At 69.4% G+C, this 15,701-nt stretch carries 16 protein-coding genes, 1 tRNA gene, 1 other RNA gene and 1 pseudogene; 14 read left to right on the top strand and 5 right to left on the bottom strand.

Features of this window, described 5'->3' with window-relative positions:
* Positions 1–8 precede the first annotated feature (8 nt).
* From uppS to ACIQ7D_RS29530, 10 genes are all read left to right on the top strand, one after another.
* Positions 9–866: a polyprenyl diphosphate synthase gene (uppS, locus tag ACIQ7D_RS29575; protein ID WP_403942691.1), complete on the top strand. Its 858-nt coding sequence runs from the start codon at positions 9–11 to the stop codon at positions 864–866.
* Positions 863–2,386, top strand: a complete 1,524-nt coding sequence (locus ACIQ7D_RS29570; RefSeq protein ID WP_403942689.1) for an oxygenase MpaB family protein — start codon at positions 863–865, stop codon at positions 2,384–2,386. Before uppS ends, ACIQ7D_RS29570 begins: the two co-directional genes overlap by 4 nt.
* A 340-nt stretch (positions 2,387–2,726) precedes the next feature.
* Positions 2,727–3,182, top strand: coding sequence for a helix-turn-helix domain-containing protein (locus tag ACIQ7D_RS29565; protein ID WP_403942764.1), 456 nt, complete (start codon positions 2,727–2,729; stop codon positions 3,180–3,182).
* Between the two features lie 209 nt (positions 3,183–3,391).
* Complete coding sequence (locus ACIQ7D_RS29560) at positions 3,392–3,919, top strand: regulator component (protein WP_403942687.1); 528 nt, start codon at positions 3,392–3,394, stop codon at positions 3,917–3,919.
* Positions 3,916–5,139, top strand: a complete 1,224-nt coding sequence (locus tag ACIQ7D_RS29555; protein ID WP_403942685.1) for an MAB_1171c family putative transporter — start codon at positions 3,916–3,918, stop codon at positions 5,137–5,139. The genes ACIQ7D_RS29560 and ACIQ7D_RS29555 overlap by 4 nt, the downstream gene beginning before the upstream one ends.
* On the top strand, positions 5,136–6,314 hold the full coding sequence (locus tag ACIQ7D_RS29550) for a cytochrome P450 (protein WP_403942682.1): 1,179 nt from the start codon (positions 5,136–5,138) through the stop codon (positions 6,312–6,314). Before ACIQ7D_RS29555 ends, ACIQ7D_RS29550 begins: the two co-directional genes overlap by 4 nt.
* A gap of 335 nt (positions 6,315–6,649) precedes the next feature.
* Positions 6,650–7,195 carry a nuclear transport factor 2 family protein gene (locus ACIQ7D_RS29545; RefSeq protein ID WP_403942679.1) on the top strand — a complete coding sequence of 182 codons (546 nt, stop codon included), beginning with the start codon at positions 6,650–6,652 and terminating at the stop codon, positions 7,193–7,195.
* Between the two features lie 33 nt (positions 7,196–7,228).
* On the top strand, positions 7,229–7,978 hold the full coding sequence (locus ACIQ7D_RS29540) for an SDR family NAD(P)-dependent oxidoreductase (protein ID WP_403942677.1): 750 nt from the start codon (positions 7,229–7,231) through the stop codon (positions 7,976–7,978).
* Between the two features lie 119 nt (positions 7,979–8,097).
* Positions 8,098–8,784 (top strand): SAM-dependent methyltransferase, encoded by a 687-nt coding sequence (locus tag ACIQ7D_RS29535; RefSeq protein WP_403942675.1) that lies wholly within the window; start codon positions 8,098–8,100, stop codon positions 8,782–8,784.
* Complete coding sequence (locus ACIQ7D_RS29530) at positions 8,781–9,374, top strand: class IV adenylate cyclase (protein WP_403942673.1); 594 nt, start codon at positions 8,781–8,783, stop codon at positions 9,372–9,374. The genes ACIQ7D_RS29535 and ACIQ7D_RS29530 overlap by 4 nt, the downstream gene beginning before the upstream one ends.
* Before the next feature lie 444 nt (positions 9,375–9,818).
* On the opposite strand, the gene ACIQ7D_RS29525 is transcribed toward ACIQ7D_RS29530, so the two are convergent.
* The 3 genes from ACIQ7D_RS29525 to ACIQ7D_RS29515 form a co-directional block, all read right to left on the bottom strand.
* Positions 9,819–10,016 carry a hypothetical protein gene (locus tag ACIQ7D_RS29525; RefSeq protein WP_403942670.1) on the bottom strand — a complete coding sequence of 66 codons (198 nt, stop codon included), beginning with the start codon at positions 10,014–10,016 and terminating at the stop codon, positions 9,819–9,821.
* 43 nt (positions 10,017–10,059) lie between these two features.
* On the bottom strand, positions 10,060–10,596 hold the full coding sequence (locus ACIQ7D_RS29520) for a hypothetical protein (protein ID WP_403942668.1): 537 nt from the start codon (positions 10,594–10,596) through the stop codon (positions 10,060–10,062).
* Positions 10,597–10,919: 323 nt separating this feature from the next.
* Positions 10,920–12,392, bottom strand: a complete 1,473-nt coding sequence (locus ACIQ7D_RS29515) for an ATP-binding protein (RefSeq protein ID WP_403942666.1) — start codon at positions 12,390–12,392, stop codon at positions 10,920–10,922.
* Positions 12,393–12,546: 154 nt separating this feature from the next.
* Between ACIQ7D_RS29515 and ACIQ7D_RS29510 the strand changes: the two genes are divergently transcribed.
* The 3 genes and pseudogenes from ACIQ7D_RS29510 to ACIQ7D_RS29500 all read left to right on the top strand — a co-directional run.
* Complete coding sequence (locus ACIQ7D_RS29510) at positions 12,547–13,134, top strand: transposase (protein WP_403942664.1); 588 nt, start codon at positions 12,547–12,549, stop codon at positions 13,132–13,134.
* Positions 13,131–13,535, top strand: coding sequence for a type IV toxin-antitoxin system AbiEi family antitoxin domain-containing protein (locus ACIQ7D_RS29505; protein WP_403942662.1), 405 nt, complete (start codon positions 13,131–13,133; stop codon positions 13,533–13,535). Before ACIQ7D_RS29510 ends, ACIQ7D_RS29505 begins: the two co-directional genes overlap by 4 nt.
* A gap of 8 nt (positions 13,536–13,543) precedes the next feature.
* Positions 13,544–14,020 (top strand): annotated as a pseudogene (locus tag ACIQ7D_RS29500) (tyrosine-type recombinase/integrase); the annotation flags it as partial.
* Between the two features lie 126 nt (positions 14,021–14,146).
* Here ACIQ7D_RS29500 and ACIQ7D_RS29495 read toward each other — a convergent pair.
* Both ACIQ7D_RS29495 and ACIQ7D_RS29490 read right to left on the bottom strand, forming a co-directional pair.
* On the bottom strand, positions 14,147–15,085 hold the full coding sequence (locus tag ACIQ7D_RS29495; RefSeq protein WP_403942660.1) for a restriction endonuclease: 939 nt from the start codon (positions 15,083–15,085) through the stop codon (positions 14,147–14,149).
* A gap of 326 nt (positions 15,086–15,411) precedes the next feature.
* Positions 15,412–15,499 (bottom strand) — tRNA-Ser (locus tag ACIQ7D_RS29490).
* 72 nt (positions 15,500–15,571) lie between these two features.
* Between ACIQ7D_RS29490 and ffs the strand changes: the two genes are divergently transcribed.
* Positions 15,572–15,670: signal recognition particle sRNA small type (gene ffs, locus ACIQ7D_RS29485), an RNA gene on the top strand.
* Positions 15,671–15,701: the final 31 nt, after the last annotated feature.

Below are 15,701 nucleotides of genomic sequence, written 5' to 3'. Positions count from 1 at the left end.
GCACACGCATGACGGCCGACGGAGCCGACGAGGCCGGCCGGCCCGACGGAGCCGGCCGGCCCGACGGAGCCGGCCGATCCGACGGACCTGACCGATCCGACGGATCCGCCGGAGGCGCCCTCCCGTCGCTGCCACCCGGGGAGCCCCGAGGCGTCCCGCGCCACGTCGCGTGCGTGATGGACGGCAACGGCCGCTGGGCGGCGCGCCGCTCCCTCCCGCGTACGTCGGGCCACCGGGCCGCCGAGAGCACGGTGATCGACATCATCGAGGCGGCCAGGACGGCCGGGGTGGAGTGGCTGAGCCTCTACGCGTTCTCCACCGAGAACTGGCGGCGCCCGAGCAGCGAGATCGACTTCCTCATGGGGCTGGTGCGCCGCGTCGTCCGCAAACACGCCGCGCTGCTGCACGCGCGCGGCATCCGCTGCCGTTTCCTCGGCGTCGCGGACCCGAGGATCCCCGCCCCGCTGGCCCGCGACTTCGCCGACCTGGCGACGCTGACCGGCGCGAACCGGGGCATGACGCTGACCGTGGCGTTCGACCACGGCGGGCGCGGGGACATCGTCGAGGCGGCCCGCTCCCTCATCCGCGGCGGGGTGGAGGCCGACGCGGTCGACGAGCGGTGCTTCGCCGCTCACCTGCCCTTTCCCGATACGCCCGACGTGGACCTCGTCATCAGGACCTCCGGTGAACAGCGCATCTCCAACTTCATGCTCTGGCAGGTGGCCTACGCCGAGTGGGTCTTCCCGCAGGTGCTCTGGCCCGACTTCCGCGCGCCGCACTTCCTGGAGTGCCTGCGCGCCTACCGGCAGCGTGACCGCCGCTTCGGCGGCGTGACGCCGTACACGAACGGAGATCCCCACCCGTGACGGACCCAGGCGGCAGCCCCTCCGAAACCCCCGACGACCACAGCGACGACCACACCCCTGGCCCCGCCCCTGACCCCACTCCGCCGGCGGGCGAGACGCACCTCGGCTCCCTCTTCGGCCCGGACTCGCAGTTCCACCGCTTCTTCAACGACCCGCGCTGGGCGCTGGCCGTGGTCAGGGCCACGGTGCTGGAGGCGGCCCATCCGCAGATCGGCGCGGCCCTGGCCGACAACTCGGCGTTCGTGGCGCATCCGTGGCGGCGGCTGCGCAACACCCTCGTGAGCCTCCAGCGCATGTTCGGCGCCGACGAACACGAACGGCAGCGGGAAGCGGCGCGCCTCAACCGTCTGCACGCCCGGCTGAGCGGTACGGACGAGCAGAACCGGCCCTACGACGCGATGGACCCCGAGGTCCGCGCCTGGGTGGTCGCGACGCTCTTCGAAAGCTCCGTCACCATGTGCCGGCTGAGCGGTCAGCCGCTCGACCGGACGTCCATGGAACGCCTCTACGCCGAATTCCGGGCGTTTCTGGCGGCCTTGGGATCCGAGGCCGGTCATCTGCCGCCCACGCTCAAGGAGTTCTGGCCGTACTACGACCGGGTGGTCGAGGAGGAACTGGAGAACACCGAGGCGCTGCGCATCATCCTCTACCAGCTCTTCGACCATCTCCCGGCGCCGGCGCTGCTGGACGGGCTGCCCACGGTATGGGCGGCGGGCCGTGCGCTCGCGGGCCCGGCCATCGGTACGGTCACGGTGGCGTCCCTCCCCGAGTCCTTCCGGCGCCGCGCGGGCCTGCCCGAAGTCCCGGGCGCCCGGACGCTGATGCAGAGCGCGTACGTGGCCGCGGGCCTGGCACGCTTCCTCCCGGACAACTGGCTCAGGACCGAGAACCTCATCGATCTGCTCCACCTGTCCCCGGACAGCGACACGGCCGGGGCCGCGACACTCACGGCGCTGCGCGATCGGATGGACCGGGCCGGCGCCCTCTTCCGTCTGGTCACCCCGTTCCCCGTACAGCACACCCCCGCCGGGGAGCCCGGGGCGCGGCGGAGCGCCGACGTGTTCTTCACCGAGGTTCTGGACCAGACCGGCAACGGCTATCTGGACTGGCCCGATCTCGCCGCCATGGCGCGCGAGTTGTCCACCCGCCTCGACCTGGACGAGCCGGAGGAGACCAGGCTCTACCAGGCGTTCGCCGACTGGTGGCGGGAACTCCAGGCAGCCCTGGACACCGACGGCGACGGCCGCGTCAGCAAGGAGGAATACGCGGCGGCGGTCCCCTCGATGGCCGGCCCGGCCCTGATCAGGGCCGCCGAAGTGCTCTTCGACGTCACCGATGCGAACGGTGACGGCACCATCGACACCGTCGAATACCGAGCCCTGTTCAGGACGGCCTTCCGCCGCACGATGCCCGACGCCGACGCGCGCTACACACGCGGCGCCTTCGTGAAGGACTTCCTCTCCTTCATGTCCGGCCGCCGCCGCTCAACCGGCTACGACCCCCTCCTCGCCGACGCGTAGGGCGCCCGTCGCCCGTCGCCCCCGCCCAGCGCAGGGTGATGACAGGTCCGATCCTGTTCGGCGATCAGGGTGACCGCGCGGACCGGCCTTCTCCGGTGTTGTCCCCAAGGTGGCCGGGCTCACCCCCGTGAAACCCGGCCCCTGTCGGGGAGTTGACGCGCACCCCCAGGAGCAGAACCGCCTGACCAGCAGATGAACACTCTGGTGTGCGGTGCTCACCAAGAACGTACACCCTGGTTGCGGTGGATTGGCAACTACAGTGGGCAAGATGTCAGGGAACTCCCTGCTCTTCACGCACCGGAGTGGACACAGCGATGATCGTGACAAGGACGTACCGGACGTGACAGACGACGAGCCGCGTACCTTCGCGCAACTACTGGACCACCTGTTCGCGGAGGTCCACCCGGACAATCGCGGCCCCTACACGTACGCCGAGGTCGCCGCGGGCATCCAGGAGGCGTCGGGGGGCCAGGGCAAGGGGCTCACCGCGAGCGCGATCCAGCAACTGCGCACCGGGGCCAAGAAGAACCCGACGCGGCACACCATCAAGGCGCTGGCGGACTTCTTCGGCGTGCCCGCCGGCTACTTCGTCGACGAGGAGGCGGCCCGGCGCACCCGGGCGGAGATCGCCGTTCTCGCCGCCATGCGGGACCGGAACGTCCGTACCGTCGCCCTGCGTGCCAACGGCCTGAGCACCGAGACCCTCCAGATGGTCGCGACGGTGATCGAGCAGGCCCGGATCCTGGAGGGGCTGCCGGGCGAACCCGCCCCGGACAACCTCAACTTGGACGACTGACAGGGCTCCGGGACCCGGTACGGACGCGACCGGGGGCGGCTCCGGATCGTACGTTCGTCAACTCCCGCCAGGGGAACGGTAATCCCTTGGCCGCGCAGAGTTATTCGCCTAAGCTTTCGATCGGTTCGGCGCGGGGGCACCCGGATCACTTCCCGTCGTGCGCGGGCGTGTTCACAGGAGTGCCGACCCGAGCAACGTCAGGACCGATCATGGACCTTGAGCGCCTTCGCGCCGTGTGCGAGGAGCGCGTCGAGGCCCTTCGGCTTCCTCATCGCTTCAGCACCCGCGATCTGTGCGACGCCGTGGCGGCGGAGCGCGGCCGTCCGATCGTCCTCCGGCCGCTGAACACCCTGGGCGCGATCGACGCACCGTGCGGCATCCGGCTGGAGACCTCCGACGCCGACCTCCTCTTCTACGAGGAGGGAACGTCCGCCCTGCACCAGAACCACATCCTCGCGCACGAGGTCAGCCACATCATCTGCGACCACCCCGGCAGTCTGGAGCTGGACGCCGACGCCTTCCGCGCGATCGGCTTCAGCCCCACCCTCGTGCAGCGTATGAACGGACGTACGAGCTACTCCACGGACGACGAGCGCGAGGCCGAGATGATGGCCACCGTCATCCGTCAGCACATGTACCGAGGACGTGAACTTCCCCCCAGCGAGCCCGCGAAGGGCGCCGAGCGCTGGGAGGCCCTGTTCGCCGAACCCACCAGGAAGGGCCATCGGCACCCATGATCAACCTGTTGTTCTCCGGCGTCGCCCTCGTGCTTCTCGTCGCCGCCGGCTACTGGGTACGCGGGCGGGGCGGCCACCGGCCGGCCGGCACATGGCCCATGGCCGCCCTGCTGTTCTCCTTCGCGCTCGCCTTCGCCTCGTACGTACCGGCGGTGGAGAGCGCCGTCGAGAGCGTCGTGCCCCACGTGGGCCGCCTGCTCAGCAACTCGTTCACGCTGGCCGCCGCGACCGCCGTGCTGGCCTTCATGCTCCAGCTCAACCTGGAGCCCGACGAGGCCCGGCGCAGCATCCGGCTGCGGGTGCTCTTCCTCGGGATCTCCGTGGCCGGTATGACGGTCCTGTTCACCGCCGAGCAGATGAACGACCGGTCGCCCCAGCTCTACGCGCTCTACGTGCTCATCTACATCACGTATCTGGGCGTCACCGCGAAGGACTTCTGCGCGCAGACCTGGAAGCAGTCCCACCGTTCACGGCGCGGGAGCCAGCGGGTCGGCCTGCGCATCACCGCCGCCGGCTGTGTCTTCGCGCTGCTGTACGCCGCGTACAAGGTGTTCGGTCTGGTGTCCATCGGGCTCGGTCTCGGCCTCATCCCGGAGGGCGCCCGGTGTTCGACGCCCCTCACTCCTTTCCGCTGCGTGTTCAGTGTGACGGCGCCGGCCCTGGCCGTACTCCTCATCGCCGTGGGGCTCACCCTCCCCGCGGTCGTCTGGCCGTTCAGCCAGTTCCTGCGCCGCCGGTGGGAGTCGCGGTCGCACGCGGCGCTCGGCCCGCTGTGGGAGGCAGTCACCGGTGCGGCGCCGGAAGTCGTCCTGGCCGCGTCGGAGTTCGGGGAGGACAAGCGGGCGGACGACTTCGCCTTCTTCCTCCACCGGCGCGTGATCGAGATCAACGACGGCGGGCTGGCGCTCCGGCCCCACCGCTCCCCGCGTGTCCGGGAGAGCGCCGAGCGGGCCGCCGCGGAACGCGGCCTGGCCGGCAGCCCGGAAGGGGACGCGCTCGTGGAGGCGGCGGTCCTGCGGGCCGCCGTACACGCGAAGAAGGCCGGGAACGACCCGCAGCCGGAAGCCGCGGCCCCGGCCCCCGGCGCGGCCGCCCGGGCGGGCGACCTGCGGGCCGAGACCGAATGGCTGCTCCTGCTCGCCCACGCCTACGGACAGGACGGGACCGCGCGTACCGTCGCCGATGAACCGGCCACCTCGGGAAGGGAGGCGCAGGCGTGACCGATCCGCTGAAGGACCCGGGGTTCTTCGCCGACCCGTACCCGACCTACGCGAAGCTGCGCGGCGCGGCCCCGGTACGGAAGGTGCCCACCGGTTCGGGCGGGCACCACAGCTATCTGGTCACCGGGTACGCGGAGGCCCGGGAGGCCTTCACCGATCCCCGGCTGTCGAAGGACACCGCGCGGTTCTTCGCCGGCAAGCCGTCGCGGCGCGATCTCCACCCCGCCGTCTCGCGGAACATGCTGTCCACGGACCCGCCGCGGCACGCACGGCTCCGTACGCTGGTGACGAAGGCGTTCACCACCGGCGCGGTCGCGCGGATGCGCCCGTACATCGCCGGCCTGGTCGGTGAACTGCTCGACGCCTGGCCGGAACACGGCCCGGTGGACCTCGTCGCGAGCCTCGCGGTCCCGCTGCCGGTCACCGTCATCTGCGAGATGCTGGGGGTGCCGGAATCCGACCGCCCGCTCGTACGCACCTGGTCGGGCGAGCTGTTCGCCGCCGGGGATCCCGGCCGGATCGACGCCGCCTCCCATGCCCTCGCCGGTTATCTGACCGACCTGGTCGCCGCCGCGCGCCGTGCGCCCGGCGAGAGCCTGCTCGACGACCTCATCGCCGTACGGGACGCCGGGGACCGGCTGACGGAGGACGAACTCGTCTCGCTCGGCGTGCTCCTGCTGGTGGCCGGCCATGAGACCACCACCAACTTCATCGGCAACGCGGCCCTGGCGCTCCTCCAGCACCCTCGGTCGCTGAAACGGCTCAGGGAGGAGCCGGGGTTGCTCGGCAGTTCCCTGGACGAGCTGCTGCGCTTCGACTCGCCGGTCGGTATCGCCACGTTCCGCTACAGCACGGAGGCGCTCACGCTCGGGGGGACCGAGATCCCGGCGGGCGTCCCGGTGCTCATCGCCCCCGGCGCCGCCAACCGGGACCCCGCCCGGTTCCCCGCCCCGGACCAGCTCGACCTCGACCGTGACGCCACGGGACACCTCGCCTTCGGCCACGGCATCCACCGCTGCGTGGGGGCCCCCTTGGCGCGGGCGGAGGGTGAACTCGCCCTGGGGGCGGTGCTGTCCCGCTTCCCCGATGTCCGACTGGCGGTTCCGGCCGAGGAGCTGGAGTGGCGGCATACGCGGCTGATGCGGGGCCTCGTGTCCCTGCCGCTCCTGGTGTGAGCCAGGGGGCGGACGCTCCCGACCGCCAATCCGAAGGGCCCCACCGTTCGCGGTGGGGCCCTTCGTCGTGGGGCCCTTCGTCGTGGGGCCCGCGGGCAGGACTGAGCGGTACCCATGGTTAGAGGTTGTCACTAACGTGCTTGACTGTCACGCGCGATGGTTATAACTTCTAACTAACGCGAATTCACCTTCCGGGAAGGGGGCGGGTCCGGGGCGGTGAACGCCTCGTGGCCGACCTCCGCCGGACTCGTCGACCACGACGAAGGCTTCGCGGCACCGACCCGCCCGCACCCCGATCCGCCGTCCCGCGCGCCGTCACCCGGAGGACCGTCACCATGAAGCTCAGCCCGCTCCGCACCATGACCACGCTGATCTGCGCCGCGGTCGCCACCGTCACGCTCACCACCACGACCGCCGGCGCCGCGCCCACTTCCCCCTCCCTCTCGGCCTCCGCCTCCGGGAAGCACGACCTCCGGCACCAGCCGAAGATCGTCACCGACTGGGCCGCCGCCTGGAACGGCACCGAACCCGAGGCGCTCGGCGCCCTGTTCACCGCCGACGCCGACTACACCGACCAGGCCCTCGGTGTCACCCTCCGGGGCCGCGCGGAGATCTCCGGATGGAAGGCCCGTACCAACAGCCTGATCGACAACGCCCGTGCCACCGTGCGCGCCGCCCACCGCGACGGCGACCACATCACCATCGAGGCCGTCTACTCCGGTCACATCAAGGGCGCGGCCAAGCCCTTCGCCGTGCCGATGGCCGTCCTTCTCGACCTCGACGGCCCCCGCCGGATCGCCTCGGACCAGGACTACTACAGCCTCGGCGCCGTCCTCGCCCAGTCCGGCCTGCCCGCCGACTGGACCCCGCCGGCCTCCTGATCCGAACCGGCCCGCCGACGAAGGAGCGCGCGCATGACGACCTCTCAGGCTTCGGCCGAAGACGGTGACCTCACCGGCGTCCGGGCGCTCGTCACGGGCGGCACGTGGGGCGTCGGAGCGGCCACGGTACGACGCTTCCTCGCCGGCGGGGCGCGGGTGGTGGCCGTGGCCCGCCACGCGGCCGCCGTACCGCCCGGCGCTCATCTGGTCATCGCGGACCTGACCACGTCGACCGGCGCCCTCGGCGCGGCCGAGCGGGCGATGCACCTCCTCGGCGGCATCGACGTACTGGTGAACAACGCGGGCGGCGACGAGACACCTTCCGGCGCACCTCCGCGGCAGGCCCACCCCGAGCTGAACCTGATGGCGGCAGCACGGCTCGACCAGCAGGTGGTGCCCCTGATGACCGCTCAGGGCCATGGCAGCGTCATCCATGTCTCCTCCGGCGGCACACACGGTCCGGCGGCCCCCGACGCCCTTCCCCGTACCGACGTGGGAGTCGCCCTCAACGTCTACAGCAAGGGCCTGGCACACGCGGTCGGGCCACTGGGCGTCCGTGTCATGGCGGTGCTCCCGGACGCCCCGGAGCCTTCCCCCGCCACTCCCGCGGCCACGACGGACGAAGCCGCGAACCACCCCGGCCCGACGCTCACCGCCTTCCGCGTCTACCTCCACGCCCACCCGTCCGACCCGCTCGAACACCCCGGAGGAGGCGAGGAAGCCGCGGAACTCATCGCCTTCCTCGCCTCACGAAGGGACCACCGTGGCGCGACGGGTGAATGAGACCAGGACCGGGACCGTGCGAGCGACTACTTGCCCGCCTCCGGGCCGTACGTACCACTGCACGGCTGGGCGGGCCCGCTCGCCGCGGGTGTCTCCGTCGGCTGCTGGAGGTCGAGGCTGTGGGCGAGCAGCAGACGCAGAGCCTCTGGGACCACACCCTCACATTCTTCCCCCAGTTCCTCGCGGCCGTTGAGGAACGAGCCGCTTCCGGAGCCACCATCGCGAACCGCGGCGCGAGCGACGGCGGATTCGTCGTGCCGCTCGCAGCCGTCGGCTACCGCGTCATCGCCGTAGAACGCGATCCGCTCGCCCTGCACGGTGGCAGCGTCCACCTTCCGGGTGACGAGAACGCCCACACGACGGGACTCATCGACCGCCTCAAGCTCCAAGCGCTCCACGATCGTGTGCAGTTCGTGGAGGAGGACTTCCTCCAGGCCGAGCCCCTGGGCGTGCTCTGCGACGCCGTCTGGACAAGCTGCTCCTGGCATAACAGTGCCAACCGCCACAGCCCGCTCGCGGAGTTCGTCACCCGCACGCAGGAGATGGTGCGGCCGGGCGGCCTGTTCGGCGCGGAGTTCATGATGCCCGTCACGCAGCGCCACTACCTGATCGAGCACTACACCTCGCCGGAGAAACTGCGACGCCACCTCATCGGCGACTGGGATGTTCTGCTGACCCTGCGGACCAACGAATTCACCGAGCGGGCCTACGTCGGGCAGCTCCGCGACCACACCCACCGTATGGGCCTGCTCCTCGCGGCTCACACACCCAGCTCCTCCCTGTACCAGGAGAAGAAGGACTCATGAAGCACGAGTACGAGGCCAAGTTCCTGGCCATCGACGTAGCCGACCTTCAGGCCCGGCTGGCCACGCTCGGTGCCGTCCAGGCGTTCCCTCGCACCCTCCTCACCCGCAAGATCTTCGAGAACGACGCTCTCGACAGCGGTGCCTGGGTACGCCTGCGCGACGAGGGCACGCGCTCGACGCTCACGCTCAAGCAGGTCACCGACGCGACCACGATCGACGGCACCACAGAGATCGAGACCGAGGTCACGGACCTGCACGCCATGGCCGAGATTCTCCGGAACGTCGGCATGCGCGAGGTCCGCTACCAGGAGAACTACCGCGAGGAGTGGCGCCTGGGCGAGGTCGCCTTCGACTTCGACACCTGGCCTGCCCTCCCGACGTTCGTCGAGATCGAGGGCCCCGACGAGGCATCCGTCCGGCAGGCCGCCGCACTGCTCGATCTCGACTACTCCGAGGCCAGGTTCGGCAGCGTCGACGAGATCTACAAGAGCGAGGCCGGCCGCGACATCCTGGCCGAACCCACCCTCCTCTTCGCCGACGCGGAGAAGAACAGCGCCGGATCGGCCCCGGCATCCGCCCTGGGCCACTGACCGCGAGGGCTGAGCCGGGCTGACGGAAGCGGGCGTACCGCATCAGGTGAAGCAGGGGATCGCCGAGTTCGGCGCGGCGGCCCGCCCACCCCGGCAGCCATCGATGACGGCAACGCATGGGTGGACAGCTTCCGCCGGCTCTACTGCGGCCTCGAAGTGAGACCACCAACGTCGAAGGGCCCCACCGCGACCGGTGGGGCCCTTCGACGTATTGCCCGGTGAGAGCAATGGTGGAGGATACGAGATTCGAACTCGTGAGAGGTTGCCCCCAACACGCTTTCCAAGTCTTCGTCTGGCCGTCCGGTGGGGGCCGTGTCTATCCTGACCTGCGGTGGAGCGTTCGGCTTAGACACTTCCGAACAGCCTCGAACGGAGGTGAATGAGACCAGAACTGAGACCAGCTGCCCCGGCTGCCGGTAATCACTGCGAGACGGTCGGCGTCCGTCAGGCGAGTGAGGAATCTCGGCCTTGGAGCGCTTGCCCCGCGATGGCGGCGATGCGTTCGACATGTTCTCGCAGTAGGCCAAGCTCCGTGTACTGCTGACGTTTTGCGACGATCTCGGACAGGGCGGCGATGACGGTTTCCTGGTGGTCGCCGGTGCCCAGCACCTGGGCTGCACGGCGGAGCAGAACGGCATTCACGCTGACCGAGTGGCTCGACTCCGGTGTGGATGTGGTGGTGGGCTCAGGGGCCGGCCGGCCGGGCTTTGCGGCGGGGCGCAGACGCTGCTGGAGCAGGCGTGGGTTCGGCCGCCGATGGTGGTTCGGGCGCAACGGTGTCGGGGCTGCCGAGCACCGTGACCACCGGCTTTCGACAGCAGATTCCTCTGCCCGTCTTGGTCGTGTAGACGACGAACTCCATGGTGAGGTCGCAGACGGCCGGGCCGTCGACACGTTCCAGCGCGTCCGTCAGGTCTGAGAGCTGCGCGGCCATCTGCCACGAGCCCGTCATGAAGTGGAACGCGCCGAGTTCGGGCGCCGCGGCGATCTGGAAGGTGATGTCGACGGAAGGCGTCGGGCCGCGCATGGCCTTGGCCGCCAGCTTCCTGTCCTCAAGCAGTGGAGGGCAGCCGCAGGGCCGGCCCTTCTTCTCTGCCGGCGACAGGAACTCCACGCCGTCGCCGTGGTGGATGAGGCCCGCACTGCCCCGGAGGACCATGTGTGCCGCCACCGCGTCGGGCCCGTCCAGGAGAACGCGTACGCTCTCGCGGCTCGTCAGCACCTCGTAGGCAAGGCCACCGCCTCCCCCTTCATTCGGTTGAGGTTCGCCCCCAGGAAGCCGGCGACACGGGCGGCCACATCGGCATCGTCGGTGGTGACACGCCAGGCATCCAGGGCCTGGGGCTGCCCATCGGATCAACGTCCCATGTGGAAGCGGCCGGCTCGGGCGGTTGTGCTCTGCGTCCTTCGGGAACCTTGGTAGAGCGGACAACAGACAAGGCTGACCTCTGTCGTCGAAGGGCTGCAAGTGGTGTGCCGCAGCGCCGACGGCAGGGTGGTGCTCACCACTGTGTTCCTGCCGGCCACGACTGCGTTGGGTATACGTCAGAACCGGTCGTAGAGGTTTGCCAGGTCGATCAGTCGGATGTCCGGGTGCGCCGCTGCAGCGGCGTGCGCCTTGGCGTTGAATCCGGCTCCGCTGAAGCAGATGAGTCGGGTGTTGGTGGTGTCGTAGCGGCTTGCCACGGTGATGAGGTCGCGGATGTGTCGGAGGCGTTCGATGTGTGCGGCGCCCATGGTGTCGTTCCACTTGGCCTCCCCGATGGCGAGGAGTGGCGGCTTGGCGCCGTCTGCGATGCCGATGACCGCCACGTCGACCTCGTGGCCGGTGCGGGCCTTGGGGTCGTGGACGACGCCGTGGCCGACGCGGGCGGGCAGGCCACCGAGCAGATCGGGGTCGGCGTGGTGCAGGGCCCAGTTGCGGCAGACTTGTTCGAAGTGGGGCCCGAGGACGTTGCTGACGAAGCGGCGACGGCTGGCCTGCCAGACCCGTGTCGCGCTGCCGGGGCGCTCCAGCTGGTCCCAGACCGGTCGCATGATCGCGTGGTAGAAGCCGATCAGTGGTTCGGCGATGCGGTAGGTGGGCCGGTTGTCGCGGAAGACGTCGGCGTCCCGGTGGAGGAGGCCCGCGTCTTCGAGGACGTTGATGGGGTGGGCGATGTCGGTGGCCTTGCGTTCCAGGTAGCCGGCCATGCCTCCGCGGGTGGCGTTGCCGTCGGCCACGGCGGCCAGGACGGACAGGTACAAGGCGGTGTCGCGGAGGTCGGGCTCTTCGGCCAGCAGGTAGCGGGCCTCGCGGAAGAGCGGGGTTTCGGGATTGAGGACGGTTCGGACGACCCAGTCGTCGAAGTCCTCCGGACCCTTCGGTGTGTCTCCGCGTGCGAATTCGCGCCGGTAGGCGGGAGTGCCGCCCACGATTGCGTTCACCTTCATGGCGAGGTGGACGTCGGTGATGTCCCAGAACTCGGCGGCAAGACGGTGGTCCAAGGGGCGGACCACCAGTTCCAGCCCCGCCCGTCCGCGCAGTGGGGCGCTGCCCGACAGCAGCCGGCCCATGAAGGACAGAGCCGAGCCGCACAGCAGTAGCCTGGTACGGGAGCCGGTGCGTTGGTCACGGAGTGGCCGCAGCGCCTCTTGGACGATCGAGGGCAGTTCCGGGTTGGCCTTGGCGAGGTACGGAAACTCGTCGATCACCACGGGGACGGGCCGCTCGGCGCCGAGCGCGAGCAGTGCGTCGACGGCCTCCGCCCAGTTGGCGAAGTGGAACGGGCTGGCCGGTCGGACATGCGCGGTCAGCGCGGTACTGATTCGCCGTAGCGACTCGGCATCGGCGGCCTCGGTGGCACCGAAGTAGAACCCTCCGGCGGCACGGCAGGCGGCATCCAGTAGGAACGTCTTGCCCTGGCGGCGACGCCCGGAGACTACGCCCAGGGTCGCGCCTGGCTGAGGATCGGTGATGAACCGGCTCAGCGCCGACCACTCGTACTCCCGATCGAACATCTCGGCAGGCTTGTCCATGGGTATCCTGAAAATAGAAGTACGCTTCCATAAAGCGTACTCCTGGCTTCTGGGCAGCCGCCACTTGCCGGGACATGCTTGGGGAGCGCCAGGATCCGACACCCCCGGCAATGACGGCGTGGTTCGACCGCGCCATGCGGGCATGGCGTCGTGAATGCGGGACAGCGCGAGGTGGAGGACCAGGCTGCCCCAGGGGGCACTGGACTGCGCGTCCCCTGGGGCGGCAGGCGGCGTGCGGCAGGGTTTATCCGCGAAGGCGGGCTTGCCCGACGAGCCGGAATGCGGGAGGGGCGAAATATGCAGGAAGCGGGGACTGGCCGTCGACGTGCTGGGTCTGGTCATCGGCGTGGTGATCCTCGCCGCGAGCGCGCACGACAACGAAGCCGGCATCGCCCTGCTGGACCAGGCGGCCGAGCGGTGCGGGATGCGCCTGGAGAATGTCCTGGTCGACCAGGGCTTCAAGGACGCCGTGATCATCCACGGGGCGGTGAAGGACATCACCGTCGAGGTGGTCCGCCGCAACCCCGGCGACGCAGGCAAGGGCTTCGTCCCGCAACCGAAGCGGTGGGTGGTCGAGCAGGTCAACGGCACCCTCATGCTGCACCGGCGCCTGGCCCGCGACTACGATCACCGGCCCGACAACGCGGCCTCGCGCGTCTACTGGGCCTCCACCGCCGGCATGCTCCGCCGCCTCACCACCCCTACCCCCACCTGGCGCGACGACATGGAGCTGGCCGCGTGAACGTCCACGAACTCCTGCGGCTGCTGCAGACCGAGCACGATGAGACCGCCGCCCGCGCCGACCACCTGCGCGAGCAGATCGAGCGGCTCACCACCACCCTCGCCGAGACCGAAGCCCGCCTGGCCGAGCTCGCGGCGGCCCGCAAGGTCATCGACGGACTCACCCCACCCGACCACGCAACGGCCCCCTCGGAGACCGCCACCGCAACCGTCTACCAGCGCATCGTGACCACGTTCAACGAGCACCCCGGGAAGGTGTTCCGCGTCCGTGATCTGCACGAACACCTCGGCCTGCCCACCGACGAGCCCTCGATCAACGTCACCCGCTTCCGCCTGGGACGACTCGTCCGCCAGGGACTCCTCGAACAACCCGGACGCGGCCGCTACCAGAAACGGACTTAACGCCCTCTCAGGAGGTCAACATCCGCCGTGAGACCAAGGACACCAAGTCCCGCGCCGGACGTCGGCCCATCGGCATTCCCGAGCCCTTGGTGCAGCTTCTGCTTCAGCACCGACGTGCGCAGGAGCGAGAGCGCCGACTGGCCGGCGACCTCTGGACGGAGAAGGGGTACGTCTTCGCCTCCCCAACCGGCGAGCCCCTCAACCCGAACACCGACCACCACGAGTGGAAGGACCTCCTCAAGGCGGCCGGTCTGCGCGCGGGCCGCCTCCACGACGCCCGCCACACGGCCGCGACCGTCCTGCTGATCCTTGGCGTTCCCGACACGGTCGTTGACGCGATCATGGGCTGGGAGCCCGGCAAGTCCGCCCGGATGCGCCGCCGCTACCAGCACCTCACCAACCGGGTGCTCACGGACACCGCTGACAAGATCGGTGGCCTGCTCTGGCCACTGCCGGAGGGGCCGCCTGCCAGTAGGTATCGGTAGCAGCGAGAGGCACCGAGTGCGAGGGGGAGGCCGTGGGGGAAGCTCCTCGGCCTCCCCCTCGCGTGGGTTTCAGGTCACCCGCTGACGCAGCCATCTGCCCGGCGTCGTCGATCTCTCGTGCGCTGGCTACTCGCTCAGAATCAGTGACGCAGGGAAGTAGCAGCTTCCGGTGTCGTTGGCATGTCTCTTCTTACGGCTGAGAAGTTCGTCGAGCGTGATGTGGCCATCCAGCACTACGAAGAGGTCCACTCCCTCCATCGTGATGAAGCAGGTGCCGTCGGCGTAGCGCTCCCTGGCCCCCTTGGTAAAGCCATGGACGCTGATGTACAGCCCGAGCGTGTTCGTGGTCTTGTGCCGCACCTTCTCGACGAAGCTACCGAGGTAGTGGACCTCGACTGGTTCCTTGAGCCACTTCGCTTCTACGACATAGACGTCAGTGTCGTATGTGATGGATCCATCGATCTGCTCGTAGGGCAGGTTGTAGGACAGTCTTGGGTCCAGATCGAACAGGCGGAACAGCCGGTTGAGGAAGGGCTCGAACTCGCGTCCAGCCTTCTGGCGGTTGGGTTCTGCCTCAAGGCGCAGGAACTCGCTCTTCAGCTCGCTCAGCCGCTCGGAGAAGCTGCGCCGGCTGTCCGTGACCGCTTGGTGAGCCGCGAGATCGTTGGCGAACTTGGCATCGTCAGCGATCAGGCCGCGGTGGCGGTCGATGCACTTTTTCAGCTCGAAAACGGCTTCCCGCGCCTCGGCTATGAGTGCGTCGGCGTCCGATAGTCGCCGCAGCTTGGGGAAGCTGGTCATCTCTGAGACTTCAACCATGAGCCGTAGAGCAAGCTCCGTATAGCGCGTCTCATCTGCATGGAGACGATCTACGAAGTCCTCGGCCGTTTGCCACTTGTACCCGGAGAAGTTGATCCCGGCAACCAGCTCCGGGTGGCCCTTAGCCCACCGGCGGATGAAGCCCTCCAGGTCGTTCTTGTACCAGAAGATGTGCTTGAGGGCGGCCCCCAGCGCACCGTACGCAGCCGGACTGATTGGCTTCATGGACACGGGCTCGACTGCCACCTTCCACCCCTATGGCCCTGATGTGCTTGATGACCCGTCATATCGGTCAGATGATGCTACTTGGCGCCGCACCGTCTCGTGGGGTGACTGAGCGCCTCACATCCGTGGAGCGGTCGGACAGATGGCACCAGAGTCCACGGGTGGTGCCTCTCGGCTCGACATGGGGCGTAGCAGGTGATGGCACGCGGGGATCGTCTTCGCAGTGCGTGCAGCGGGCGTCGGATCGGCGGGGACCGTGACGACTGCAACCCAAACTGCAACCCTCAACGTCGAAGGCCCCCGCAGCGAGCTGCGGGGGCCTTCGACGTATTGCCCGGTGAGAGCAATGGCGGAGGATACGAGATTCGAACTCGTGAGGGGTTGCCCCCAACACGCTTTCCAAGCGTGCGCCCTAGGCCACTAGGCGAATCCTCCGCCGCAAACAATACAAGACGCTGGGCCGTGCTCGCGAACTCGTTCGCCGGGGTCTGGATCGGGTACTGTGTGCGGAGCCCCTCACGTGGCGCTATCTGACTGAACTCCCCCAGGGCCGGAAGGCAGCAAGGGTAGGTCGGCTCTGGCGGGTGCGTGGGGGGCGCTTGCGTTGTGGGTGGCGGTGGAGGGGGCTTTGTCGTAG

The sequence above is a fragment of the Streptomyces sp. NPDC096310 genome (assembly GCF_044763125.1).
Taxonomy (GTDB): Bacteria; Actinomycetota; Actinomycetes; order Streptomycetales; family Streptomycetaceae; genus Streptomyces.
Note: the sequence above shows the minus strand (reverse complement) of the source record. Positions and strands in the feature narration are given on the sequence as shown.

Coding starts and splice junctions, on each gene's coding strand:
- ACIQ7D_RS29545 (WP_403942679.1), top strand. CDS start 6,650: ATGAAGCTCAGCCCGCTCCGCACCATGACCACGCTGATCTGCGCCGCG.
- ACIQ7D_RS29555 (WP_403942685.1), top strand. CDS start 3,916: ATGATCAACCTGTTGTTCTCCGGCGTCGCCCTCGTGCTTCTCGTCGCC.
- ACIQ7D_RS29515 (WP_403942666.1), bottom strand. CDS start 12,392: ATGGACAAGCCTGCCGAGATGTTCGATCGGGAGTACGAGTGGTCGGCG.
- ACIQ7D_RS29510 (WP_403942664.1), top strand. CDS start 12,547: ATGCGGGACAGCGCGAGGTGGAGGACCAGGCTGCCCCAGGGGGCACTG.
- uppS (WP_403942691.1), top strand. CDS start 9: ATGACGGCCGACGGAGCCGACGAGGCCGGCCGGCCCGACGGAGCCGGC.
- ACIQ7D_RS29540 (WP_403942677.1), top strand. CDS start 7,229: ATGACGACCTCTCAGGCTTCGGCCGAAGACGGTGACCTCACCGGCGTC.
- ACIQ7D_RS29530 (WP_403942673.1), top strand. CDS start 8,781: ATGAAGCACGAGTACGAGGCCAAGTTCCTGGCCATCGACGTAGCCGAC.
- ACIQ7D_RS29560 (WP_403942687.1), top strand. CDS start 3,392: ATGGACCTTGAGCGCCTTCGCGCCGTGTGCGAGGAGCGCGTCGAGGCC.